Raw genomic sequence first — 23,674 nt, 5'->3', positions numbered from 1 at the left:
CGTTACTCACCTTAATGTGTTTGTCGAAATTTGTATAACTTTGCAATAGTTATTATACATAACTATTGTAAGCGATTCAATCATTTTTTTTAACGTTTTCATTTTAGACAAAAATATATGACTTATTACACATGCTCTGCCTTGACTAAGCGTTGCAAGTGCATCGTTAAATAAATACTTTCAGCTTCATATACAGGTAGTTGCAACTCTTTTTGCATGACCTTAACTAGCTTCCAAGCTACGTTATAGCAAACTGGATACTCCGCCTTTAATAAATCAGCAAAACTTTGCGATTCTTCTACTTTTTCTCCTTTTTTCACCCTCTCAATAGCATATTGGAGATGACGAATAAGGCGTAAATAATGAATGCTCTCTTGATCTAATGTAATTTCTAAGTTTGTCTCAATTAAAGATACAAGTTGTGCAATGAGACGGGAGTTTTGATTAACTGAAGATAAATCAGAATTTGTAAGCGAACTGTAAATGTGAAGTGCAATAAAACCAATTTCTCCTTCTGGCAATGTAATTTGCAAACGAGAATTTAAAAGTTCTACAACACCTTCCGCAATTTCATACTCCTCCGGATAGAGCATTTTTGTTTCAACTAAAAAAGGATTATCAATTGTAAGTCCTTGTTTTAACCTTTTAATTGCAAATGAAATATGATCTGTTAACGCAATATGAATATGTTCATTTAGTGGAGATTTCGCTTTTTCTTGAATGTACAGCATAATATCGTTCATCAATTCAATTAATTTTTCACTAACATGCGGCACTAATAATTTATATTGTTCACGATCACGTTCATTTTTTAAGACAAACATTTTTTCGATTTGTTCTTGCTCCAATACATCTTTCGCTTTTTTCCCAAATCCAATTCCTTTACCAATCACTACTACTTCCTCGTGTTCAGGATGGCTAGCAATGATGACATTATTATTTAAAACTTTTTTAATTTCTAGATAATTATTCATATAACACCACCCTCGTACTTAAATAGCCTACTTTTATGTTACAGAATATTCTTCTTTGTCGTCAATGTAAAACATCTGCCATTTAATAAAAATTCATTTTTTAGACATGTTTATATATGATGCGTATAATGTAAGAGCAACTGTACATAGAAAGGAGATAACAGCATGATTAAAATGTTTGTAAGTGATATCGATGGTACAATGATGCAACACGGAGGTCTTATTGATGAACAAGATGTTGCAGCACTACGCAGCCTCGCCGAGCAAAATGTTATTCTTTGCTTCGCTTCCGGAAGACTTGATAATGAAATTGCAGACTTAATGAAAGCTGTAAATACAAATTTTCATCGTATTAGTGTAAATGGTGTTTTTGTATATACACATGAAAATAAACAACTATTATCTGCAACTTTTGATTCCAGCATACTTCCCGATTTGTTAGCTATGACGAATGAAAATCCTTATTTCCGTTATGTAAGTGATGAGCATAATTATTACATTGAAGAGAGAACACCTTTTATTCAAGAACTTGAACAACAAGTAACAATGACTTCTGTTGAAGAACCAAACTTACTACAGAAGATTGATGATACAATTTTCCCAAATAAAATTTCTGTCGGTGGAACAAAGGAGAGCTTACAACTCCTTCAAAAAAAAATTGATGAAAAATTCCACGGGAAAGTTAGTACTTTCATCTCAGCAGAACAATGTTTAGATGTAATGCCACCGAATGTTAGTAAAGGCTCTGCCATTTCTGTTTTATTAAATGAGTTTCAAATAAAACCTGAGGAAATTGCTTGTATAGGGGATTCTTACAATGATATTCCTATGTTTTCTTTAACTCCTCACAGTTTTGCTATGTCGCAAGCAGATGATGCAGTAAAAAAACACGCTCACTATGTAGTAAATCACGTCAAAGATGCTGTTAACCACGTAATTGCTCATAATAAAAATACGACTCATTCCTTATAAGGATGAGTCGTATTTTTATTTCTTTACATGTTATCCATTTTCATTTCGACTGTACTTCACAAACTGAAATATACTATTTGTTACGTGCGATATTCGTAATAAATTTATAACGATCTCCACGATAAATACATTTCACGTACTCTAGCGGTATCTCACCTTCTGAATATGACCATTGACGCATTACAAGTACAGGCGCCTTTTTAGGAATATGCAGATGTTCAGCTTCATTTTCCGTCGCAACAGAAGCTTCAATTGACTGAGTAGCGCTAACAAGTTTAAAGCCCAGTTTTTTCTCTAAATGTTCATATAAAGATTGTTGCAATATCTCTTCGTTAATATCTTTTACAAGAGCTGGCGACAAATATGTCGTCTCAAAAGCAATCGGTTCATCATCAGCTAAGCGAATACGCCTCACTTCATAAACCGATTCCCCCTCCTGTATTCTCAACCGGTCTGCTATTTTAGCAGTAGCTGGAACTAGGCGGAAACTAAGTAATTGACTACTTGGGTTCATTCCACGAGAAATCATATCTTCTGTGAATCCCGTCATTCCTTGCAATTTTTGTTCCACTTTCGGAAGTTGGACAAATGTTCCAATTCCACGCTTCCGATATAAATAGCCTTGTTCCACTAAATTATTAATCGCCTGTCTGATTGTCATACGACTCACTTCGAACTTATCACAAAGTTCATTCTCAGATGGGATTTTATCTCCCGGCTTCCATTCGCCGTCCTCAATTAGCTGTTTCACCCACTCTTGAATCTGATAATAGATCGGAAATGGTGAATACTTGTCGATGTTCATCAGCAATCGCCTCACTGCATAAAGATAGAGCTTCTTGATCTGCGATTACGGTTACATTCGGATGACGTTGTAAAACTGTAGCCGGACACTCTTCACTATATTCACCTTGCAATAATTCTTTAACAGCTTCTGCCTTTTTAGAACCCATAGCAACAAGTAGAACTTGTTTCGCTTTCATAATGCTTCCAATTCCCATTGTAATCGCATGAGTTGGCACATCTTCTTCTTTTTCGAAGAAGCGAAGGTTTGCTTGGCGTGTAGATTCTGTTAATTCAACAATGTTCGTTGGAGAATTAAACGGTGTTCCTGGCTCATTAAATCCGATGTGACCGTTTTCACCGATTCCAAGAATCTGTAGGTCAACTGGGTTAGCAGTTAGAATGCCCTCGTAACGTTTGCACTCTTCCTCTAAATCACTTGCCATCCCGTTTGGTACATAAGTTTGTTTAAATGGAAGATGATCAAACAACTGTTCTTGCATGAAATAGTGATAGCTGTTTTTATCTTCATGTGGTAAATTTACGTACTCATCTAAGTTTACAGTGGTTACACGGCTTGTATCAAGTTTATTTTTTCGCATTTCTGCATAAATACCTAATGGAGAGCTTCCTGTAGCCATTCCTAATGTTGGATTTTCTTTTGTTTTTACAACTTCTTCAATTAATTTATAACCTGCTTCTGCTAGTTCTTCTGGAGTTTTTACAACAAGAATATTCATTTAATTACTTCCCTTCCTTCATATGAATTCCTAAACGAACCGTATCATATACATGTAAATCTTCATTCATCACAACAAAGTCTGCATCTTTTCCTACTGCTAATGCACCTTTATTATTTAATCCAAACTCTTCTGCTTGGTTAACTGATGTCATCAGTACTGCATCTTCGATTGAACAACCTGTAAATTCAATTACATTTCGGAAAGCTTGATCCATTTTTAGAATACTACCAGCTAACGTTCCATCTTCTAATCGAGCACTACCATCTTTTACATGTACCGGCTGTCCGCCAAGCTCATATAATCCATCTTCAAGACCTTTTGCGCGCATTGCGTCAGTAATAACACTTACTTTTTTCGGTCCTTTTAACTTATATGCTAATTTCACCATATCAGGGTGAATATGAATACCATCTGTAATTACTTCAACCATTACATCTGGATTTAATAACACATGACCAACAACTCCTGGTTCACGGTGATGTAATCCACGCATTTGATTGTATAAATGTGTCGCATGTGTAATCTTTCTATTTTTTAGTTGCGCATCAATTGCATCTGTATGCCCCATTGTGCCCACTACACCAGTTTCAGCAAGATATTGTTCAAACTCTAATGCTCCCTCTTCTTCTGGTGCATATGTTACTAATTTAATTAAATTCCCACTTGCTTCTTGCCATTGTTTAAATTGCTCAATATTTGCAGGAACGATATGTTCAAGTGGTTGTGCACCTGCACGTTTCTTTGAAACATAAGGTCCTTCTAAGTGAATATATTCGAAATGCGCTCCTTTTTCTTTTGCTTCTTTCGCAGCAGTTAGCGCTGCTTCAATTGCCTCTGGAGCTTGTGTCATTGTTGTCGGGAAGTAAGTTGTAACCCCTTCTTTTAACATTTCTTTACCTAGAGTTACTAACCCATCGCTATTTGCATCCATCGCATCAATATCGTATCCACCATGAATATGAACATCGATCATACCTGGAATTACAATCTTCCCTGTAGCATCAAAAACAGTTTCATTTTCTTGTGGTACATATTGAGCCATCAAACCAATTTCTTTAATGGTTTCTGCGTAACGGATAAATCCGTTTTCCACTATTTCTTGACCTGTGTAAATTTTGGCATTGATGACAATTTGCGTTTTCATTTTCATCGATCCTTTCCCATGAAATACCTACTTGTTATTATTACCTTATTCGCCTAGTTCCATCTTAATATATGCACGAGTAGTTGTCTATACATTCTAATGAAATTTCCTTTTTATTCAACAAAAAAGGAAATTTCTTACGTCCCTTATAATTATAATATATATTATTCATTTTTCCAAAAAGGGACAGTATCCACCCCTAATATAGAAATCACTTCAACAATGGCATTAACCCGCTAGACTCTAACATAACATGTTCACCATCTGTTTCTATTTCTACTGTACGTTTATTCGTTCTATATACCATTATACCGTGCCTTTTTAAGCGTTTTACTACACTTTGATGAGGATGTCCATACGGATTACTACTCCCGTAAGACAAAATAGCAAACTGCGGTTCCACTTTTTTTATAAACGTTTCACTTGTTGAAGTATACGAGCCGTGATGCCCCACTTTTAAAATATCTGCATGTACATCAAATTGTTTTAATATTTCATGTTCTGTCCGTACATCCGCGTCACCCATTAATAAAAAATCCGCTTTTCCATATCGCACCTTTAAAACAATTGAGGATTCATTATTTTCATCTTTTGATTTCCCATTGTTTAATACTTGTATAGAAACATGTGGATCCAGCGGTATATATTGTCCTTCCTTTACTGAAACGAAAGGTATCCCTCTTTTTTTAATATTATTCCGATATGTATGATAAGTAAGAGAACTATATGTTTTTCCGCTATCTAATATAAGCGATACCGGCATTTGCTCTACAATTGGAATTAGCCCCCCTATATGATCCATATCAGGATGGGTACTGACAATTACATCTAAATGATTAATCCCTTTCTCAATTAATTTCTGAATAATAACCTCTCCTGCTTCATAAGGTCCTCCATCAATTAACATTGTTTGTCCGTTTGGCATTATGATAAGTGTTGCATCACCTTGCCCCACTTTTAAAAAGCTCACTTTCATTTTACTAAGATGTTGCCGATGCATATGTAAAGGAGACGTAGTATGAATAGACATCATATACCTTTTAGCTGATGCGCTATTTAAAGAAAAACATAATAAAACAGAAACTAATAATAGAATAATCCGCATACCTCTCATAACTCGTCTCCTTTTTTCATTTAGTATGGCACTGTAAATAATTGATATACAAAAAAAGCTTAGCAAAATGCTAAGCTTTTATTTCGATATCTCTTGTAAGGAACCGAAGAATAAATCCGCTTCATTCATTTGTTCATTCTCTTCAGAAAGCGGCGGTAAATCATCTAATGTTTTCAATCCAAATGTGTCCAAAAATTCTTTTGTTGTTCCGTATAAAATAGGACGCCCTGGTCCTTCTGCTCTTCCCATTTCTTTTATAAGTAAATGTGAAACCAACGTTTGTAACGCCTTATCGGTTTTAACTCCTCTAATCTCTTCCATTTCAGTCCTTGTGATTGGTTGACGATATGCAACAATCGCTAACGTTTCAAGGGCAGCTTGTGAGAGTGAAGCAGCTGTTGGTGTATCTATTAATTTTTGATAATATGAAGCATGTTCTTTCTTTGTAGCAAAACGATATACTTTTGCATACTGTACAATTTGCAAACCACGGTTTGCACCTTCACATTCTTTTTGCATTTCTTCTAAAATATTAATTACTTCATTCATTTCAATTTCAAGAACTTTCGCTATTTGTTCTGGATAAATCCCTTCATCACCAGAAACAAATAAAAGGCCTTCAATAATTGACTTTTGTTCTTTCCTATCCATTTCACGAGCTCCTTCCTTCTATTTTCCCATAAAAATACACATCAAAAAACCGAATCACAATCAATGCGTTCGGTTCAATATTTCTTCTCTTGTTCCAAACGATACATTAAAACATAGCATGAGATAAAGTGTTTCTATCCCAATTTCATATACTTGCTCTATGCAGATTTATTAGAGCTTGATACGAAAATTTCATCAAAATTATGTTCTTGCTCAATTATGATTTGTTGATTTTTCATAAGTTCCAGAACTGCTAAAAATGTTACAACCATTATTTCACGTTCATCATCAACAAACAAATCATGAAAACTTTGGCGACCACCCTTTATTTTTAACTGCTTTAAAATATCAGTCATTCGCTGTTCAATTGGTATTTCTTGACGAGTAATACGTGTTGTTACAGGTTTTTTCGCCTTTTTACGGCGCATTAATTTTTGAAATGCCGCTAGCATATCATATAACGTAACATCAAGAGGCAAGCTTGTCTCTTCTTCTTGTTGCAACGATGTAAAGTCAATTGGTGGACGTGTATATAGCTGTGCTCTTTCTTGTTCTCTTTCTTTTAACTCAGTAGCAACTTGCTTATATTTCTTATATTCAATTAACCTCTCCATCAATTCTTGACGAGGATCATCTATAAAATCATCACCGTTATCAAGTACATCTTCTTCATGTTTCGGCAACAACATTTTACTTTTAATTTGTAATAACGTTGCGGCCATTACTAAATACTCACTTGCAACATCTAATTGCAGTTCTTTCATCGTATGCACATAAGATAAATATTGCTCTGTAATATCTGCTACAGGAATATTATATATATCAATTTCATAACGATGTATTAAATGTAACAATAGATCTAAAGGCCCTTCAAAAGCCTCTACTTTAAAATTATATTGCACAAAGCATCCCACCACATTTTTTCTATAACAACATAAGTATAGAGCATACTCATGTTCTATCCAACCTTTTTAAGAAATTTAATTAAAAATAGACCGATGCCTATGTCATCATGCCCACCACTTCATATGATAACAGTGTAGTAAGAACAATGTAGGAGGTCAAAAAACTATGGGTCACGTTGATTGTGGTTTTAGCGGTGGGTTCGCATTACTTGTTGTACTGTTTATTTTGCTAATTATTGTAGGAGCAGCTTGCTTCTGCTAATATGAACAATAACGGCTAGGGGGAAATCTCCTAGTCGTTTATTGTTCATATTTCTATGATACACTTATATGTATAACCGTTAGATAGGGGCGAGAAAACATGTATCCTACCGAATACATACAATTTTTAATTCATTTCCAAGGAGATTACGACTATTTTGAATGCCACGAAATACTAGAAGAGTACTGGAAGACAAAACCAAGAGGAAATCGTGATCATTACTTAGTTGGTCTCATTCAAATTGCAGTTTCTTTATACCACCAAAGACGTGCTAACTGGAATGGTTCCACAAAAATGATGAAAAGCGCAATCACAATTTTAGAAAAAAGCGGTGTGTCTTTACAACGTTTAGGAATTAATCAAGTACAACTTCTTTCCTTGCTCAATGAAAGATTGCAATCTATCCATAAAAAAGAACGTTTTGTACCTTTATTTTTACCCTTATCAGATCCATTGTTAGAGAAGCAGTGCATAGAGTTATGCAAAAAACAAAACCTCTCTTGGAAAGACTTGAATGCTATTCCAAGTGAATATATTATACACAAGCACACTTTGCGTGATCGCACAGAGGTCATTACTGAACGAAACGAACAATTACAAAAAAGAAAGCAGAGATAATAAACTACTTATCCCTGCTTTCACGAATGTATATTTTGTTCTAGCCCTTTACATTTTTCGCAAAAACTTGCTGTTTGCTCATTTCCGCAAATTGTAAACTCAAGAAATTTACTCTTTAACTCTTGAACCATCTTCGTTCCAATCCCCACATGACGGTGAGACGGATTTACACTTAAATGCTGAATTTCTAATACTTGATTCTCTTTTTTTACAATCCCCATTATTCCAACAAAATCTTCATTTTCTTTCCACAAATACAATTGCCAATCATCTTTTGCTTCATATTCTTTCATTGTCAATTGTAATGTTTTCAAATCTTTTTCAGTTGGCATAAACGAAAGAAGCCCCATTGCGATTTTTTCATAACTTTTTTTAAAACGAATTAACATAACCCTTATCCCTTCTCACAAAAGTTACAAACTAGTAATCCCCTCAATCACTCTTTTCATATCACATTCATTTTACAATATTTTCAACAGAGTGAGAAGAGTCTAAAACAACTTGATAATCATACAAAGCGAAAAGAAGAAAGTCAAATCTATGTTTCAGCACTATTCCTTTAATAAATAGAGTGAAAAAAAGAAAATTTTATATAGAATGAAAAGAAACATATCATTCAACATCACTTCATTCATAGTTACCCTAAAGCAGCACAATTCTAGCAAAATTAATATAACAAAAAGTATTTGTGGAAACATATAATGTAATGTATTCTATGTAATTTGTTAAAGGTTTGTTCTCACAAGCAATATATTTTAGCAACAATACTACTTGTATGATGCTGTAGAAGAAGTACTCAATCTCATTAAAAATAAAAAAGAGAGCAAAAGCTCTCTTTTCCCTTACCTTATTCTTCCCAAACTTTAACTTCTTTCATTACATCGCCTTGACGCATTTTTAATACTGTTTCAATACCGCTTGTTACTTTACCAAATACAGTATGAACGCCATCTAAATGTGGCTGTGGCTCATGAACAACAAAGAATTGGCTACCGCCTGTGTTACGGCCAGCGTGAGCCATAGAAAGTGATCCTACAAGGTGTCTATGAGGGTTTCCATCAGTTTCACATGGAATAGAGTAACCTGGACCACCAGCACCTGTACCTGTTGGGTCTCCACCTTGGCTTACGAAGCCAGGAATAACACGGTGGAATGTAACACCGTCATAAAATCCTTGCTCTGCTAATTTTTTAAAGTTTTCTACTGTTTTTGGCGCTTCTTCTGGGAAAAATTCCAATTCGATTTTTTCACCGTTTTCCATTAATATGTATCCTAAAGTTTTCATATGTATATGTCTCCTTTCAACTATCTCAGCACTATATTACCACATTCATGACTAGAAACAAAAAGAATCCGACAATCTAGATACTTCTTTTTTGAAATGTGGAAAAAGCTAGGTGACAAATAAGAAATATATACTATAATAACTTTGTTGCCCGAAAATTTTAGAAAGAGAAAGGGAGCGGTTTTTCGTGAAAACGAAATTATTAGCTCTGCTATTAGCTGTAACGGTATTTATGATGCCAACAGCTTCATTTGCAGACATCATCGAGGGAGAATCAATTGTTACACTAGGAGAGAACTTATCCGAACAACAAAAACAAGATCTGTTAAAAGAAATGAAAGCACCGAAAGATGCTACAATTATCACTGTATCTAATGCGGAAGAACATAAATTTCTAGAAGGCATTGTTCCAAAAGCACAAATTGGTACGAGAGCAATTTCTTCTTCTATGATTACATACACAAAACCAGGATCTGGTCTTATTGTACGATCAAAGAACATTAACTGGGTAACAGATGCAATGTACACTAACGCTTTGATTACAGCAGGTGTAAAAGATGCAGAAATTCAAATTACTGCACCTTTTAAAGTTTCAGGAACTGCAGCTTTAACTGGATTAATGAAAGCATATGAAACTGCGTCCAATAAACCAATTCCGGAAGAAGTTAAAAAAGTAGCGAATGAAGAAATGGTACAAACAGCCCAGCTTGGTGATAAAATTGGTGAAGAAAAAGCAGTTCAACTTGTTGCAAAAATTAAAGAAGAAATTGCAAAAGAACAGCCAAAAACAACAGAAGATTTACGTTCATTAATTAAAACAATTGCTGATCAACTCGGCATTACATTAACAGATGAACAGTTAGATAACCTAGTAGCGTTATTTGATAAAATGAAGAATCTTAATATCGATTGGAATCAAGTTGGTAGTCAATTAAACAAAGCAAAAGAACACGTTTCTGCCTTTTTAGGATCTGAAGAAGGACAAAGTTTTCTAGATAAAGTGAAAGATTTCTTCTCAAGTATCATTGATTTTGTTAAATCTTTATTCAAGTAAAAAAGAAGCCCGCCAGTGACGGGCTTCTTTTTTATACAAGTAACGGTAATTTCATAACAGCCTCTTCAACCGAACGCACTATATGATTTGCTTTCTCCTTTACATATGGATGGGCATGATGAAGAGTAAATGAATGCGGGGTTACTTCAAACATAGAAATATCATTGAAGGAATCTCCAATACAAGCAACTTCATTTGCTTCAATTTGCAAATGGTCCATTAGTCGCTTTAGAGCACTCCCCTTACTCACGCCTCTTGGCATAATATCAACATAGCGTTTACCTGATATAAAAACTTCCGCTTCGCCTTGAAACATATCTCGTAGCTCTTGATCTAACGTCACAATTTTCTCTTCTTCTCCAAAAACAAACAATTTTGCAGGGTGTACAGTCTTACCAAACTCTTCTTCTAACGCTTCAATTTCAGCGATATGCACGCCCATATACGCTTCAAAATTATGGTGATGTTCATTTTTCCTTTTTGTATATCGTTGCTCATTTGCACAAACAATATCCGCTAGTCCTTTTTTATGTATATATCGATATATTTCCTGGGCAACCGTATTTTCAAAACTCGATTCATGAAATAAATTCCCATCTGGAAGTAACATTGTCGCTCCATTTAAGCCAGTTGTGTAATATGGGAATGAAAACCTTTTTACAACTTCATCAATTCTGTGTGTAAAGCGGCCAGAGGCAAAACAAATATTTGTCCCTTTCTCAGCTAACCAACACAGCGCACGTTCATCTTCTTTTTGCATATGATTCACATCGTAAACGAGCGTGTCATCTAAATCACTTACAAATAATTTAATCATGTCCTCTTCCCCTTCCATACACAATATCTACTCTAAGTGTACACAAAAAATGTTTGATTTTTGTTAAAAAACAATAAATTTTTACTAAAAAAAATAAACGGGTGTATAATCCCGTTTATTTTTGTCTTTTTACATTTTGAGGTCTTACAATACTTGGTCGTACTTTTAAACTAGACATCGTTGGACGGAGTAAAATTTTTGTTAACGCGCCCCAATCAAATGGTAAGAACGGCCATAAATAAGGTGTTTGTAAACTTTTTATAGACGTTAAAAATAAAATTAATATCGTCATACCAATTACAAATCCCATCTCATGGAAGAGACCTGTTAAAATAATAACAAACAATTTCCCAACCTTATTCCCTAATCCTAATTCATAACTCGGTGTTGCATATGCACCAATCATCGAAACCGCTACATACAAAATTACTTCTGGTACAAACAAACCTACATCAATTGCAATTTGACCAATTAATATGGCGGAAATCAACCCTGCTGCAGACGATAATGGGGTTGGAGTATGAATAGCAGCCATCCTTAAAAACTCAAGTCCGACCTCTGCCATTAACACCTGTAATAGGATTGGTAAATGCGTCATCTTAGTCGGTCCAATAAAAGCAAGATTTGCTGGTAAAAGAGTTGGATCAAATACAAACACTAACCAAAATGGTAATAAAAATAACGAGAATATAACACCTAAAAAGCGCACCCAGCGTAAAAATGTACCGACAGCTGGATTTTGTCTAAACTCTTCTGCATGCTGTAAATGGTGAAAATATGTTGTCGGTGTAATCATAGCACTTGGCGATGTGTCAACAAGTACTAACACATGTCCTTCTAGTAGATGATTTGCTGCTACATCTGGCCTTTCTGTATATCGAATAAGCGGGAATGGGTTATAGCTTTGCTTTACAACAAATTCTTCTACTGTCTTATCCGCCATCGTAATTCCATCTACATCAATGTTATTTAATTCTTGTTTTATAATCTTTACTAAATCTGGATTTGCAACATCTTGAACGTATGTAATACAAATATCCGTTTGTGATCTATCTCCTACTCGAACCATTTCATTTCGAAGTCGTGGATCTCGAATTCTCCTACGAATTAACGCTGTATTTACAACGATATTTTCAACAAATCCATCCCTCGCACCGCGTACTACCTTTTCGGTATCTGGTTCTGTCGGTGTTCGCCCTGGATAACTACGAACATCAATCGCGAACGCTTCCGTTTCACCTTCCACAAATATCACAATGAGCCCTGATAATACTTGGAGCATTACCTCATCCATCGTTTTCACTTTGCTTACTTGTTGATGGATTAAGCGATTCTCTAAAAGCTTCACTGTATCTTCTTCTACATCCCTTATCTCATTTGTATCCACCGCTTCTTCTAAAATAGGGATAATATAATTTGTATCACAAAGTCCGTTTACAAATAACACACCGATTTCTTTATTCAAAATTTGAAATTTACGAATGCCAACATCGTATGTAACGCCTAGTCCAACTGTCTGCTTTAAATAATTTTCATTATCACTTATGAAAGTTGATATAGGGATATCCACTTTTTTAGGCTTCGTCATAAAAACCACTCCTTTCCAAAATTAATTGAATCGCTTTTCTAGTAATAGGTGATCCCCTCTCCCATTCATCATTCCCGCACATCTTACCAATGTCACCGACTCCAACGATGACAGGAACATTCAAGTCATCTAAACAATAAATTGTATCTCCGCTAATTCTGCCAATTTCACCATCTGGAAGTCCAAATTTATCAACACCGTATTCGGTTAAATTTCCGTTCCGATCTACACTTACATCTACACGTGCCCATTCCCAATGATGCGTATTAGACGCTACCGCTAAAATACCGAGCACATCAATTTGTTTATGGGTAGCTACATATTTTAAAGCCTTTTCACCAGATCCTTCTCCAATAAATCCACTGTCATCAAACATGACAAATACAGGGTCATATGGCGTTTGCATAATAAGCTCAACAACTTTTTTCCCTGTCAATTTGGTTGGATTACTTTGTGATGCTGAAATACACCTTCCCCCAAATTCCTTCGTTAAAAGCTCAATTGTCCGCTTTGCATATTCATCTCCATCTGTGACCAAAACAACCCTTCGTCTCATTTGATTTATCCTTTCGGTTTACATATAAGTGCTATAAAAAACGAAAACAATATCGCTGCGGAAATGCCCGCAGACGTTAAACTAAACATGCCAATACCAATTCCTAAATATCCATGTTTTTCTGCTGCATGCATTGCTCCGTGCAATAGTGAATGTCCAAAACTTGTAATAGGGACTGTTGCTCCAGCACCTGCAAACTTTATTAATTTATCGTACAATCCAAATCCATCTAAAATTGCTCCGATGACTACAAAAGTTGCCATTAAATGAGCTGGTGTTAACTTTGCGAAATCTAACAATAGTTGCCCAATTACACAAATAGCTCCACCTACAAGAAATGCATATATAAAATCCACAATTCACTCTCCTTTAACTCTCTCAAATACGACACCATGTGCAATTGTTGGAATCGTTTCTTTCTGTTGCATCATTATCGGGCTTAATAATGCGCCAGTGGCAACGACAAAAATTCGTTGTAAATTCCCTTTTTGCATCTCGTGTAATAAATGGCCATATGTGACAACTGCTGAACAAGCGCAACCACTACCACCTGCAAACACTTCTTCTTGACTTGATTCATAAATCATTAATCCGCAATCATTGTATATATGTCCAAGATCGTAACCTTCCTCAAGTAAAAGTTGTTTTGCAATCGGTGTCCCAACAGCTGATAAATCACCCGTAACAATCAAATCATAGTCATCGGCACTTCTTCTTAAATCTTCAAAATGCTGTTGAATTGTATGAGCTGCTGCTGGAGCCATCGCTGCCCCCATATCCAAAGGATTTGTGATTCCTAAATCTTGCACTTTTCCGATTGTAGCCGCCGTAATTTTAATTGCACTTTTTTCATTGCTAATTAATATAGATCCTGCACCAGTCACAGTTGAATTTGCTGTCCCTGGTTTTTGCCCACCGTACTCTGTTGGATAGCGAAATTGTCTTTCAGCCGTTGCATTATGACTACTTACTGTAGCTAAGACACGATTTGCAAATCCACCGTCTATAAAAGCTGAGCCAACTGCTAAAGTTTCCATAGACGTCGCACAGGCGCTAAACATTCCTAAAAAAGGAATGCCCCACTGACGCGCAACATAATTTGCTGTCACTGTTTGATTTAATAAATCTCCCGCTAAAAAGAAATCAATTTGCGATGTTTTTATATTCCCTTTTTGCACTGCTTGTTGAATTGAGTCTGACATTAATCTTCGTTCGGCGAGCTCCCAATTTTCCTCTCCACAATGCAAGTCATCATATGAAATATCAAAATCTTTTCCAAGAGGGCCTTCAGCTTCTTTCGGACCGACAGCAGTACCCGTTGCATTCACATATATGTCGTTTTGAAATACCCACGTTTGTTTTCCGGTCAACCTCATACTAGCCCCTCCTTTAAGACATAAAAATTTTAAAGGTATACCTTATTAACCCAATGAGATATGCACCAACAACCCCAAATACAATCACACTTCCTGCCAGTTTAAACATATTTGTCGCAATCCCTAGAACAATCCCTTCACTCTTATGTTCTAAAGCAGCGCTTGCCATAGAATTTGCAAATCCTGTTACCGGTACCGCTGATCCTGCTCCAGCAAATTGACCGATTTTATCATATACACCACACCCCGTTAAAATCGCGGATAATAAAACAAGAGTTGCAACAGTTGGGTTTCCTGCCTCTTGTTCACTGAAGTGAAAATAATGTATATAAAATTTCATCAATACTTCTCCAACTGTACAAATGAGTCCACCTACAAGAAATGCTTTGATACAATTTAGTAAATAGTTTGGCTTTGGATGATACTCCTTCACTTTATTTATGTAATCATCCTTCAATTTCTGACTTGTCATTTATATACTGCCTCCTACTTTACGAAATAAATCCAGTGGAACAACGATCCTATTACTTTCCCAAGCACAAGAGCAACGAGTAAAACAATAATCTTCCCCTCTACCCCTACTCGTTTAGCTAAAATAGGTAGAACATTTAACACCTCTGTTAATGCCGCAGCGAGCATTCCAATGAACGTACCACAAAATAGCCCTAATATAACGAGCCAATATTGCGACGTTTGAAGTGTAATGTTTTTCAAACTGCACCAAGCCCCTGTTAAAGTACCTGCAATGACTGCCCACTCAAAATATTGAATATGCTTTCCACTTCTCGTTAATTGAGCTAAACGGGGGATTATACCAAGTACAGCTAAAAATGCGACATATCCGCTACCTACCGCTATCCCTCCAGCTAAACCAATTAAAATAACAAACCCAGACTCAATCATCGGCAAGTTGTTTCATATTATCCTTGTTTTCATTAACGATTACATATTGATCAAGTGACTGTTGGTATTGAAACATCTCAACTTCTAACGGACTCGGCTCTTCATTAATTCGTTTTTGAAATACATGATTAAAGAATAGAACCATCCCTAAACCAAGACCTACAGAATAAGGAATTTGAAATAAAAGTGGTTGTGCATTAAATTCTCCAGTAATCATGTAATATAACCGTTGATGTACTTGTTGCATACTTACATCCTCATGGAAATAAATGATTGCAAGAGCTGCTCCAATGAAAAGTAAAAGCCATACAAGCCCGAAAAAAATTGGGTGTGCCTTCTTTTTTTCGTATATAATTTCAACAAGAGTTTGTCCGGAACCGAGCAAATTAATTTGTACGTGAGATGCTTTCTGTTGAATAATCTCAATTACTTTCATAACATCAATTACAACATGCGTCTTATCATGCGCTGTTATTTTGTAAACTATCTCATTTTGTAACAACTCAACTACGGAAGAATCTCCGGCAAGTTGAGCAACATCACCCAGCTTTACTTCATAAGTAGGAGAAACTTTTAAACGATTGCGCATTTTAATATAAATCGTTTGTTCCAACTTTCATTCACCCCTTCACTCTTCCTCGTAGTTGTAGTATGGTTATTGAATTTTTTTCTAATACAATTTTTTCATAAAAAAACATCTGCACCATTTTGGTACAGATGTTTTTTACTTATGCCTTTTTCTTAAATAAGTTTGCAATACTTAATGCAAGCCCTCCCCAAATGACTACTATTCCAATAACCATCATCATAATCGCTGATCCACTCATTATGAAACACCTCGATCTTTCCATTCTTTTTCAAGCTTGGCAGAATCCGAATGAATTTGTGCATCCCATTTTTTCAGGCCAATGATTATTGCAACTATGAGGAATGCTGCTGCTATCGACCAACCATACGTTACAACAAACTCAGTCGGATAATCTCCGTAGTTCTTTTTAATATTTTGGATTGTACCATCAATTAGCATATACCCTAACATAAGCGGAGTAATAACGAGTAAACTCACTCTCCAAAACGTTCCTAATTTAATATCAGATACAAAGTTTGCATGATTTTGATAAACTGGTAAACGGCGTAAAATGAGCCCTATCGTAACTACTTCCGCAAGTGCAATTGTAATTAATCCGAAATTATTAGCGAAATAGTCGACAACATCTAAGAACATAAGTCCACCACGTGTTGCAAAAACAAGAGAAACTAACACGAGAAGGGTTCCCATAATTCCAATAGTTTTTTCCCGACTTAAACTGAATTTTTCAGATACAGCGGCAAAGCATACTTCCGCGAGTGAAATAAGTGATGTAATTCCAGCAACCGTTAACGATAAGAAAAATAAAACACCAAACAACGGTGACATCGGCAATTCATTAATAATTTGGGGAAATACTACGAACGCAAGCCCAACGCCAGCACTTGCTACTTTATCAACCGGTACTCCCATATTATTTGCCATAAATCCAAGAGCTGCAAAGACCCCAATACCTGCTAATAATTCAAATCCTGAATTTGCAAATCCAGTAATAAAGGCATTATTTGTTGTATCCGAGTTTTTCGGTAAATAACTAGAATACGTAATCATAATTCCAAATGCTAAAGATAAACTAAAGAATATTTGACCATAAGCTGCAAGCCATACTTTCCCATCAAAAATACGACTCCAATCTGGTTTAAAGAATGCATCTAGTCCTTGCATAGCACCTTCCATCGTCACTGCACGAACGACGATAATAAGGAACATAACAACTAATAAAGGAATAAATATACGGTTAACAACTTCGATTCCTTTTTTAACTCCTTTAAATGCAACGCCAAGCACAATAATCCAAACGAGAGCTAACGGAATTAATACTTCCGGTACAAGTCCTCCAAATTGTCCTGGCTTATCTGCAACATGTAAGTACTCTTTAAATAAAAATGATTGCGTGTCTTTTCCCCACGCTCCAGTAATTGCAAAGTATGTATAGGATATAGACCAAGCAATAATTACTGCATAATATGTTGAAACGATAAATGTTACGCACATTTGCCACCATCCAATAAATTCGGCACGCGGGTTAATACGGAAAAATGTAAGTGGTGCTGAACCACGATGACGATGACCAAGGGCAAACTCAAACGCTAACAATGAAATACCAGTCGTTAATAATGCAAATAAGTACGGTAAAAAGAATGCTCCTCCTCCATTTTCATACGCTGTATAAGGAAAACGCCATATGTTTCCTAATCCAACGGCAGATCCGACCGCTGCGAAAATAAATCCAGCTCTCGTTCCCCATTGTTGCCTCGTTTCCATATTTCCTTCCCCCTTTATGACAAGTTCATACTTGGATTATATTTTAAATTGACTAAATTATCAATAAATTCTGTTAATTTTTGCGAAAATTAACATTTCTCTCCTATTAACGGCATAAAAAAATCGAATAGACAATTATTCGTCTATTCGATCTTTCATCTGTTTTAATATTTTCTTTTCAAGTCTTGAAACTTGTACTTGCGAAATGCCTATGCGCTCGGCTACTTCTGACTGTGTTTGATCTTTATAGTAACGCAAGTATACAATTAAGCGCTCTCGTTCATCTAGTTCTCTAATCGCTTCTTTTAAAGCAATTTTATCGAACCATTTCGTTTCAGATTGATCTGCAATTTGATCTAAAATAGTGATTGGATCTCCATCGTTTTCATATACAGTTTCATGTATAGATGAAGGGGCCCGGCTCGCTTCTTGTGCTAGAACAACTTCCTCTGGCGTTAGTTCTAGTGCCTCTGCCACTTCATTAATCGTTGGAGCCCTTCCGAATTCTTTCGAAAGCTCATCTCTCATCTTTCGAATTTTGTTTCCTGTTTCTTTTAAAGACCTACTAACTTTCACTGATCCATCATCGCGTAAAAAACGTTGTATTTCACCAATAATCATTGGAACTGCATATGTTGAAAATTTCACGTCGAAAGATAAATCAAATTTATCTACCGATTTCAAGAGCCCAATACATCCAATTTGAAATAGGTCGTCTGGTTCGTATCCTCGATTAAGAAACCGCTGTACAACCGACCAAACGAGGCGCATATTACTTTGAACGATTGTATCTCTCGCTTGTTGATCTCCATCTTGACTTTTTTGAATTAACGCTTTTAGCTCGTGGTCCTTTAACTGAGGTTTCTTCTTCTCATTTTTGACCTCTATGTCCATAGGCTATTCTCCTTAATTGCATAGAGCGTTACTATTTGATAAGTATTTTGTCAAATGGATTGTTGTCCCGAAAGATTCGTTTGAAATAACTTCTACTTCATCCATAAAATTTTCCATGATAGTAAATCCCATTCCGGAACGCTCTAATTCAGGTTTAGTTGTAAAAAGGGGTTGTCTCGCTTCATCTAAGTTAAAGATTCCAATCCCTTCATCTCGAATCGTGAGTTTCACCATTGCTTCTTCCAAAATTACAGAAATATAAACAATACCTTCTGCATTTCCTTCGTATCCATGAATAATTGCATTTGTAACCGCTTCTGACACAACTGTTTTAATCTCCGTTAATTCTTCCATCGTTGGATCTAGTTGTGCAATGAAAGCCGCCACTGTAACGCGAGCGAATGATTCATTTTGACTTAATGCTGAAAATTGAAGGTTCATTTCATTTCTCATCTATGCCACCCCCAACGTCGCGAGCGCGTGCGCTTCACTTTCTTCTAAGCGAACGATTTTGAATAAGCCCGACATTTCAAATAAACGCTTAACAGGCGGTGAAATTGCACAAACAACCATTTCTCCACCTAATCCCTTTACGTGTTTATATCGGCCTAATATAACACCTAGACCAGAACTATCCATAAACGATAAGTTCTCTAGGCTCAAAACAATATGATGAACACCATGTGTCTCAATCATATCTGTTACTTTCGTTCGCAACTCTTCAGCCGTATGATGATCTAATTCACCCTCTAGTCTCACACATAGGACGTCACGTTTTACTTCTAATTGCATGGAAAGACTCACACGATTTCCTCCTTATGCTCAAACTTTACTTATTCACATACATAAAGATTTTCGTGATATAAAATAAGAATCCTTCCTGCTGACAAAAGAAGAACTATTTCGTCATAAAGTGAAACCTTTCAGCATTATTCACTTACATACGAATAGAAAAGCGGCAAAATATTTGCCGCTATTTTGATGTTGAAAACATCCCAAAACTTCTTTTAAATAACTCCCACCAGCTCGCTGCAGCAACATCTTCTTTTGCTATAATTGTTTGTTTTAATAAAACATCTTTATCTTTTTTTATAACAAGGGTGCCAAGCGCGTCACCTTTTTTAATCGGTGCTTTTACTTTCTTTTCAGCAATTACTTCTTGTTTTACCTTGTCCATATTCTCGCCCTTCTTCATAAGAAGAGAAACATTATCTGACGCAACTAAATCTACTTTTTCTTTTTTCCCTTTTCCTACTTGAACTGTCTTAATTTTTTCGCCGCGCGTATACAATTTCTTTGTCATATATTGTCCAAATGCATAGTCAAGAAGCTTTGTCACTTGGTTGTTCCGTTCTTTTGATGTTGGTGCTCCCATGACAACTGAAATGACACGCATACCATTTTTTTCAGCCGATGCTGTTAAACAATATTTCGCTTCTGTCGTAAAACCTGTTTTTACTCCATCTACGCCAGGATAAAAACGTACTAGTTTATTCGTATTAACGAGCCAAAACTTTTTATCCGTATCTTCACGTAAATAATCTTCGTACTTACCTGTGTATTTACGAATAAGTGGATACTTCATCAATTCTCTCGCCATTATAGCCATATCATTTGCTGTCGAATAATGGTCTTTGGCCGGAAGACCTGTTGGGTTTTGAAAATGTGTATTTTTCAGCCCTAAATCTTTCGCCTTTTTGTTCATCATATTTACAAATCCTTCTTCTGAACCTGCGATGTGCTCGGCTACTGCAACAGATGCGTCATTTCCAGATGCAATTGCAATACCCTTTAACATCTCATTTACAGTCATCTCTTCCCCAGGTTCTAAAAAGATTTGCGATCCACCCATTGAAGCTGCATGTTCGCTTGCTCTAACTTTATCGGTCAGTTTTAGTTTTCCTTTTTCAACTTGTTCCATAATTAAAAGCATTGTCATAATCTTTGTCATACTAGCAGGTGGTAATTTTTCATTTGGGTTTTTATCAAATAAAACTTTACCTGTATCTTGCTCAATTACGATTGCTGACGACGCTTGTTCCGCTAACTTCGGCGTTGTTTCTTCTGTTTTCTCCTGCTTCGTTTTTTCAGATTGCGCAAAACTCACTGAAGTTCCAGAAAGCAATAACATGAAACAAACAAGTATTCCAAAAACTCGCTTCATGACTAACCCTCCATTCTATATCAGACCTATTTTTTCCAATTTATCTTTTTTAATACCAAATTTTTCTAACATTTTCAGTTGACAAACACATTCTCCCCCTATATTGTATTAAGTGTATTACACACAGTAGTACACTTAATACATATGAGGAAGGAGACATTGCTCTTGCATATTCAACTTGATCCAAGAAGCAACACTCCGATATGGGAACAAATTGTTCAAAATATAAAAGAACTCGTATTGAAAAACATGTTGGCTCCAAGTGATAAACTTCCTTCTGTACGCGAACTCGCTTCTTTACTCGTTATAAATCCAAATACAGTGAGTAAAGCGTATCAAGAGTTAGAGAGACAAGGAATTATTGAAACGTTACGAGGAAAAGGAACATTTGTATCCCAATCGATTACCCCAACATTAGACGAAAGGAAAATCGCTATGGTTGAAAAGCAATTTCATCAATTACTATTAGAAGCCTCTTATCTTGGTATTACGAAAGATAAAATTCATGATTGGATAGATTCATACTATAAAGAGATTGGAGGGAATACGGATGTTGAAAGTGACAAGCTTGAAGAAAACAATTGATAATCAAACAATTTTAGACGATGTTTCTTTCACATTACAAAAAGGTAGTATCGTCGGATTACTTGGAAGAAATGGTGCGGGGAAAACAACTTTATTACGAACGATGGTCGGCATTTTAGACCCAGATGAGGGAACTGTTACATATGAGGATATCGACATTCATAAGAATCCTGAAACGAAACAAAAAATCGTATATGTCCCGGATTCTACTAACATACTGAACGGTTATACAGTAAAAGAAATCGTGAAGTTTTATAAAGCAGTTTATACCGCATTTGATGAACCATATTTCTACGAACTACTAGAACGTTTCAACTTACCAAACAAACGAATTCGTAGTTATTCAAAAGGAATGAAGGCACTGCTTGCCATCATTTTAGCTGTTGCTGCACAGGCAGAATATATTATTTTAGATGAACCAACAAACGGACTTGATCCTATCGTTAAAAGACAGATTTTACAGTTTCTCGTTGGAGAAGTTGCAGAAAAAGAGATTACCATTTTCATATCTACCCATCATTTAGATGAAGTTGAACAAATTGCAGATACAATCATCATATTAAAAGGACATACCGTATCTTCTATTACATCACTAGACGATGCAAAATCACAATTTGCTAAAATTCAAGTTGCTTATGAACGATCATTACCTCAAAAACTAGAAAACTTAAGCAATATTAAAATATTAAATCAAACGGGAAAAGTATATACGATTTTAATTGAAGGAAATGTAGCTGTAACGCTTGAGAAGTTTTATAAAGAACAACCTATACTCATTGAAGAATTAACAATGTCACTTGAAGATATTTTTATCACTACATTTGAGGAGGATTCACATGTTTCATAAAGCTTTATGGATGAGGCAATGGAAGCAAGGAAAATATATAATTCTATTATTCTGGTTAACTAGTTTATATCAACTACCTTATAAATATTATCAAGAAGCGCAAATGCAACTAAAACTATCAAAAATGAAGTTTGGTGACTATGCATATTACTACTCCTACTATTTTCAGACATCTGATGGTGCCGTCTTCTTTCAAGGCGCTACTCTAATTGCACTCGCTTGTCTTTTAATTGGATGGGAACGTAATAATCAATCAACTGATTTTCTATTCTCGATGCCTTTTAAACGAAAGGATATTTTTTTTACAAAATGGTGGCTTGGTGTTTTGAATATTATTATAGTACAAATTGTTTGCTGGATTAGCATGTACGGAATAAAGAACATGTCGTTTCACAATGAGTATCAAACCTTTGCTCCGTTCTATAGTTACTTTCTATATGCTACCGTTGTACTTATCGCTATTTATACATTCACCTTATTTATCGGGACTTTTACTGGACATATATTTTCTCAAAGTATTTTAACTATCATTCTATTATTTTTACCATACGGTTTTGGATGGTTAATTTCCGGATTCATTTATTCACACGCACAATGGTCTGTAGATGCAATGGGAGAAATAGAGCTCCATACTCATGAGTACTTACAACATATAGGTATCATTTCACCATTAGAATATTTTTCTATTACTTATGATTACCACCCGATAGAAACATTTGATGACTATGGCAATAAACTTCCCAGTGTATCACAGGACAATCCTACGGAGCGTATTTCTGTACCTTCTCCTTGGACACTATTAACACCATTTTCTTACATCATTACCTTTTTATCAATAGCAACCTTTCTATACACACGTACACCGAACGAACAAAGTGGAAAAATACTATTGTTTCCTAACTTGCAAAAATGGTTCATAATTTGCACTGTTCTATGCTTCGGACTACTTGGTGGTAGAATATTAGGCGGACGAGATGCACTTCTGTCTTATTATGTTGGATTTTTCCTATTCGCTACCATAAGTTACTTCATTTTTACACGTCTATTAAAATTGAAGTTTGCTTTTGTAGGGAAATAAATATGCAT

30 protein-coding genes are annotated in these 23,674 nt (G+C 35.6%); 7 read left to right on the top strand and 23 right to left on the bottom strand.

The features are described 5' to 3' along the window. Window positions 1-125: 125 nt before the first annotated feature. A complete protein-coding gene (gene glcT, locus MRP26_RS06585; protein WP_001067322.1) occupies window positions 126-974 on the bottom strand; it encodes a glucose PTS transporter transcription antiterminator GlcT in 849 nt (282 codons plus the stop codon). 165 nt (window positions 975-1,139) lie between these two features. On the opposite strand from glcT, the gene MRP26_RS06580 reads away from it, so the two are divergent. Next, the gene (locus tag MRP26_RS06580; RefSeq protein WP_242806051.1) at window positions 1,140-1,946 is read left to right on the top strand and encodes an HAD family hydrolase; all 807 of its coding nucleotides are present in this window, start codon (window positions 1,140-1,142) and stop codon (window positions 1,944-1,946) included. Window positions 1,947-2,019: 73 nt separating this feature from the next. Here the strand turns inward: MRP26_RS06580 and MRP26_RS06575 are convergent, their stop codons facing one another. The 6 genes from MRP26_RS06575 to scpA all read right to left on the bottom strand — a co-directional run bounded on the left by MRP26_RS06575 (window position 2,020) and on the right by scpA (window position 7,283). Beyond that, window positions 2,020-2,751 (bottom strand): GntR family transcriptional regulator, encoded by a 732-nt coding sequence (locus MRP26_RS06575; protein WP_014894892.1) that lies wholly within the window; start codon window positions 2,749-2,751, stop codon window positions 2,020-2,022. After that, window positions 2,681-3,469, bottom strand: a complete 789-nt coding sequence (gene nagB, locus MRP26_RS06565) for a glucosamine-6-phosphate deaminase (protein ID WP_001024208.1) — start codon at window positions 3,467-3,469, stop codon at window positions 2,681-2,683. The genes MRP26_RS06575 and nagB overlap by 71 nt, the downstream gene beginning before the upstream one ends. 4 nt (window positions 3,470-3,473) lie before the next feature. Continuing rightward, complete coding sequence (gene nagA, locus MRP26_RS06560; protein ID WP_001987227.1) at window positions 3,474-4,616, bottom strand: N-acetylglucosamine-6-phosphate deacetylase; 1,143 nt, start codon at window positions 4,614-4,616, stop codon at window positions 3,474-3,476. A 211-nt stretch (window positions 4,617-4,827) separates the two neighbouring features. Continuing rightward, the gene (locus MRP26_RS06555; RefSeq protein ID WP_168410241.1) at window positions 4,828-5,730 is read right to left on the bottom strand and encodes a ComEC/Rec2 family competence protein; all 903 of its coding nucleotides are present in this window, start codon (window positions 5,728-5,730) and stop codon (window positions 4,828-4,830) included. Between the two features lie 78 nt (window positions 5,731-5,808). Beyond that, entirely contained in the window at window positions 5,809-6,381 is a 573-nt protein-coding gene (gene scpB / locus MRP26_RS06550; RefSeq protein ID WP_095690253.1) for a segregation/condensation protein ScpB, read from the bottom strand. 158 nt (window positions 6,382-6,539) lie between these two features. Then, on the bottom strand, window positions 6,540-7,283 hold the full coding sequence (scpA, locus tag MRP26_RS06545; RefSeq protein WP_001199751.1) for a segregation/condensation protein A: 744 nt from the start codon (window positions 7,281-7,283) through the stop codon (window positions 6,540-6,542). A 169-nt stretch (window positions 7,284-7,452) separates the two neighbouring features. Here scpA and MRP26_RS06540 point away from each other — a divergent pair, with 169 nt between their 5' ends. Then, a complete protein-coding gene (locus MRP26_RS06540) occupies window positions 7,453-7,548 on the top strand; it encodes a YjcZ family sporulation protein (protein ID WP_000510194.1) in 96 nt (31 codons plus the stop codon). A 99-nt stretch (window positions 7,549-7,647) separates the two neighbouring features. Beyond that, a complete protein-coding gene (locus tag MRP26_RS06535; protein ID WP_000283610.1) occupies window positions 7,648-8,166 on the top strand; it encodes a DUF309 domain-containing protein in 519 nt (172 codons plus the stop codon). 20 nt (window positions 8,167-8,186) lie between these two features. Here MRP26_RS06535 and ribT read toward each other — a convergent pair whose 3' ends face one another. Next, on the bottom strand, window positions 8,187-8,555 hold the full coding sequence (gene ribT, locus MRP26_RS06530; RefSeq protein WP_025118450.1) for a GNAT family N-acetyltransferase RibT: 369 nt from the start codon (window positions 8,553-8,555) through the stop codon (window positions 8,187-8,189). 458 nt (window positions 8,556-9,013) lie between these two features. After that, window positions 9,014-9,451, bottom strand: coding sequence for a peptidylprolyl isomerase (locus tag MRP26_RS06525; RefSeq protein ID WP_000853790.1), 438 nt, complete (start codon window positions 9,449-9,451; stop codon window positions 9,014-9,016). 187 nt (window positions 9,452-9,638) lie between these two features. Here MRP26_RS06525 and MRP26_RS06520 point away from each other — a divergent pair, with 187 nt between their 5' ends. Further along, window positions 9,639-10,505, top strand: coding sequence for a DUF1002 domain-containing protein (locus tag MRP26_RS06520; protein ID WP_242806050.1), 867 nt, complete (start codon window positions 9,639-9,641; stop codon window positions 10,503-10,505). Window positions 10,506-10,536: 31 nt separating this feature from the next. On the opposite strand, the gene MRP26_RS06515 is transcribed toward MRP26_RS06520, so the two are convergent. From MRP26_RS06515 to dacF, 14 genes are all read right to left on the bottom strand, one after another. Next, window positions 10,537-11,340, bottom strand: coding sequence for a Cof-type HAD-IIB family hydrolase (locus tag MRP26_RS06515; RefSeq protein ID WP_003271593.1), 804 nt, complete (start codon window positions 11,338-11,340; stop codon window positions 10,537-10,539). A 97-nt stretch (window positions 11,341-11,437) separates the two neighbouring features. After that, window positions 11,438-12,910 (bottom strand): spore germination protein SpoVAF, encoded by a 1,473-nt coding sequence (spoVAF, locus tag MRP26_RS06510; RefSeq protein ID WP_000165595.1) that lies wholly within the window; start codon window positions 12,908-12,910, stop codon window positions 11,438-11,440. Then, the gene (gene spoVAEA, locus MRP26_RS06505) at window positions 12,897-13,466 is read right to left on the bottom strand and encodes a stage V sporulation protein SpoVABEA (protein ID WP_001254416.1); all 570 of its coding nucleotides are present in this window, start codon (window positions 13,464-13,466) and stop codon (window positions 12,897-12,899) included. The genes spoVAF and spoVAEA overlap by 14 nt, the downstream gene beginning before the upstream one ends. Before the next feature lie 5 nt (window positions 13,467-13,471). Continuing rightward, window positions 13,472-13,822, bottom strand: coding sequence for a stage V sporulation protein AE (gene spoVAE / locus MRP26_RS06500; protein ID WP_000345907.1), 351 nt, complete (start codon window positions 13,820-13,822; stop codon window positions 13,472-13,474). 3 nt (window positions 13,823-13,825) lie between these two features. Further along, window positions 13,826-14,842, bottom strand: coding sequence for a stage V sporulation protein AD (gene spoVAD / locus MRP26_RS06495; RefSeq protein WP_001241140.1), 1,017 nt, complete (start codon window positions 14,840-14,842; stop codon window positions 13,826-13,828). Window positions 14,843-14,855: 13 nt separating this feature from the next. Beyond that, entirely contained in the window at window positions 14,856-15,314 is a 459-nt protein-coding gene (spoVAC, locus tag MRP26_RS06490) for a stage V sporulation protein AC (RefSeq protein WP_089171719.1), read from the bottom strand. A gap of 14 nt (window positions 15,315-15,328) precedes the next feature. Beyond that, on the bottom strand, window positions 15,329-15,745 hold the full coding sequence (gene spoVAB / locus MRP26_RS06485) for a stage V sporulation protein SpoVAB (protein ID WP_000572941.1): 417 nt from the start codon (window positions 15,743-15,745) through the stop codon (window positions 15,329-15,331). Next, window positions 15,738-16,358, bottom strand: a complete 621-nt coding sequence (locus tag MRP26_RS06480) for a stage V sporulation protein AA (protein WP_053563708.1) — start codon at window positions 16,356-16,358, stop codon at window positions 15,738-15,740. The genes spoVAB and MRP26_RS06480 overlap by 8 nt, the downstream gene beginning before the upstream one ends. Window positions 16,359-16,473: 115 nt before the next feature. Beyond that, window positions 16,474-16,572, bottom strand: coding sequence for a methionine/alanine import family NSS transporter small subunit (locus tag MRP26_RS06475; RefSeq protein WP_000016826.1), 99 nt, complete (start codon window positions 16,570-16,572; stop codon window positions 16,474-16,476). After that, a complete protein-coding gene (locus tag MRP26_RS06470) occupies window positions 16,572-18,098 on the bottom strand; it encodes a sodium-dependent transporter (protein WP_029443184.1) in 1,527 nt (508 codons plus the stop codon). Before MRP26_RS06470 ends, MRP26_RS06475 begins: the two co-directional genes overlap by 1 nt. A 135-nt stretch (window positions 18,099-18,233) precedes the next feature. Beyond that, window positions 18,234-18,992 (bottom strand): RNA polymerase sporulation sigma factor SigF, encoded by a 759-nt coding sequence (gene sigF / locus MRP26_RS06465; RefSeq protein ID WP_000350729.1) that lies wholly within the window; start codon window positions 18,990-18,992, stop codon window positions 18,234-18,236. A gap of 12 nt (window positions 18,993-19,004) precedes the next feature. After that, complete coding sequence (gene spoIIAB / locus MRP26_RS06460; RefSeq protein ID WP_001243398.1) at window positions 19,005-19,445, bottom strand: anti-sigma F factor; 441 nt, start codon at window positions 19,443-19,445, stop codon at window positions 19,005-19,007. Continuing rightward, window positions 19,446-19,796: an anti-sigma F factor antagonist gene (gene spoIIAA / locus MRP26_RS06455; RefSeq protein WP_000059135.1), complete on the bottom strand. Its 351-nt coding sequence runs from the start codon at window positions 19,794-19,796 to the stop codon at window positions 19,446-19,448. It lies immediately after the preceding gene. Between the two features lie 169 nt (window positions 19,797-19,965). Next, window positions 19,966-21,156, bottom strand: coding sequence for a serine-type D-Ala-D-Ala carboxypeptidase DacF (gene dacF / locus MRP26_RS06450; RefSeq protein ID WP_000831997.1), 1,191 nt, complete (start codon window positions 21,154-21,156; stop codon window positions 19,966-19,968). Between the two features lie 165 nt (window positions 21,157-21,321). Here dacF and MRP26_RS06445 point away from each other — a divergent pair, with 165 nt between their 5' ends. From MRP26_RS06445 to MRP26_RS06435, 3 genes are read left to right on the top strand one after another with little or no spacing between them, the layout of a single operon-like run. Next, entirely contained in the window at window positions 21,322-21,741 is a 420-nt protein-coding gene (locus tag MRP26_RS06445; RefSeq protein ID WP_000548027.1) for a GntR family transcriptional regulator, read from the top strand. Continuing rightward, on the top strand, window positions 21,707-22,588 hold the full coding sequence (locus tag MRP26_RS06440; protein ID WP_242806049.1) for an ABC transporter ATP-binding protein: 882 nt from the start codon (window positions 21,707-21,709) through the stop codon (window positions 22,586-22,588). Before MRP26_RS06445 ends, MRP26_RS06440 begins: the two co-directional genes overlap by 35 nt. Continuing rightward, window positions 22,578-23,666: an ABC-2 transporter permease gene (locus tag MRP26_RS06435; RefSeq protein ID WP_071729733.1), complete on the top strand. Its 1,089-nt coding sequence runs from the start codon at window positions 22,578-22,580 to the stop codon at window positions 23,664-23,666. The genes MRP26_RS06440 and MRP26_RS06435 overlap by 11 nt, the downstream gene beginning before the upstream one ends. Window positions 23,667-23,674 lie beyond the last annotated feature (8 nt).

The sequence above is a fragment of the Bacillus sp. CCB-MMP212 genome, from assembly GCF_022748145.1.
In the GTDB taxonomy this organism is placed as follows: domain Bacteria; phylum Bacillota; class Bacilli; order Bacillales; family Bacillaceae_G; genus Bacillus_A; species Bacillus_A cereus.
Note: the sequence above shows the minus strand (reverse complement) of the source record. Positions and strands in the feature narration are given on the sequence as shown.

Coding starts and splice junctions, on each gene's coding strand:
- nagA (WP_001987227.1), bottom strand. CDS start 4,616: ATGAAAACGCAAATTGTCATCAATGCCAAAATTTACACAGGTCAAGAA.
- MRP26_RS06535 (WP_000283610.1), top strand. CDS start 7,648: ATGTATCCTACCGAATACATACAATTTTTAATTCATTTCCAAGGAGAT.
- MRP26_RS06470 (WP_029443184.1), bottom strand. CDS start 18,098: ATGGAAACGAGGCAACAATGGGGAACGAGAGCTGGATTTATTTTCGCA.
- MRP26_RS06515 (WP_003271593.1), bottom strand. CDS start 11,340: ATGGAAGGGGAAGAGGACATGATTAAATTATTTGTAAGTGATTTAGAT.
- spoVAB (WP_000572941.1), bottom strand. CDS start 15,745: ATGATTGAGTCTGGGTTTGTTATTTTAATTGGTTTAGCTGGAGGGATA.
- MRP26_RS06580 (WP_242806051.1), top strand. CDS start 1,140: ATGATTAAAATGTTTGTAAGTGATATCGATGGTACAATGATGCAACAC.
- glcT (WP_001067322.1), bottom strand. CDS start 974: ATGAATAATTATCTAGAAATTAAAAAAGTTTTAAATAATAATGTCATC.
- spoVAC (WP_089171719.1), bottom strand. CDS start 15,314: ATGACAAGTCAGAAATTGAAGGATGATTACATAAATAAAGTGAAGGAG.
- spoVAEA (WP_001254416.1), bottom strand. CDS start 13,466: ATGAGACGAAGGGTTGTTTTGGTCACAGATGGAGATGAATATGCAAAG.
- spoIIAB (WP_001243398.1), bottom strand. CDS start 19,445: ATGAGAAATGAAATGAACCTTCAATTTTCAGCATTAAGTCAAAATGAA.
- MRP26_RS06440 (WP_242806049.1), top strand. CDS start 21,707: ATGTTGAAAGTGACAAGCTTGAAGAAAACAATTGATAATCAAACAATT.
- MRP26_RS06540 (WP_000510194.1), top strand. CDS start 7,453: ATGGGTCACGTTGATTGTGGTTTTAGCGGTGGGTTCGCATTACTTGTT.
- nagB (WP_001024208.1), bottom strand. CDS start 3,469: ATGAATATTCTTGTTGTAAAAACTCCAGAAGAACTAGCAGAAGCAGGT.
- MRP26_RS06435 (WP_071729733.1), top strand. CDS start 22,578: ATGTTTCATAAAGCTTTATGGATGAGGCAATGGAAGCAAGGAAAATAT.
- MRP26_RS06475 (WP_000016826.1), bottom strand. CDS start 16,572: ATGAGTGGATCAGCGATTATGATGATGGTTATTGGAATAGTAGTCATT.
- scpB (WP_095690253.1), bottom strand. CDS start 6,381: ATGGATAGGAAAGAACAAAAGTCAATTATTGAAGGCCTTTTATTTGTT.
- MRP26_RS06555 (WP_168410241.1), bottom strand. CDS start 5,730: ATGAGAGGTATGCGGATTATTCTATTATTAGTTTCTGTTTTATTATGT.
- sigF (WP_000350729.1), bottom strand. CDS start 18,992: ATGGACATAGAGGTCAAAAATGAGAAGAAGAAACCTCAGTTAAAGGAC.
- ribT (WP_025118450.1), bottom strand. CDS start 8,555: ATGTTAATTCGTTTTAAAAAAAGTTATGAAAAAATCGCAATGGGGCTT.
- MRP26_RS06525 (WP_000853790.1), bottom strand. CDS start 9,451: ATGAAAACTTTAGGATACATATTAATGGAAAACGGTGAAAAAATCGAA.
- spoVAF (WP_000165595.1), bottom strand. CDS start 12,910: ATGACGAAGCCTAAAAAAGTGGATATCCCTATATCAACTTTCATAAGT.
- dacF (WP_000831997.1), bottom strand. CDS start 21,156: ATGAAGCGAGTTTTTGGAATACTTGTTTGTTTCATGTTATTGCTTTCT.
- MRP26_RS06575 (WP_014894892.1), bottom strand. CDS start 2,751: ATGAACATCGACAAGTATTCACCATTTCCGATCTATTATCAGATTCAA.
- spoVAD (WP_001241140.1), bottom strand. CDS start 14,842: ATGAGGTTGACCGGAAAACAAACGTGGGTATTTCAAAACGACATATAT.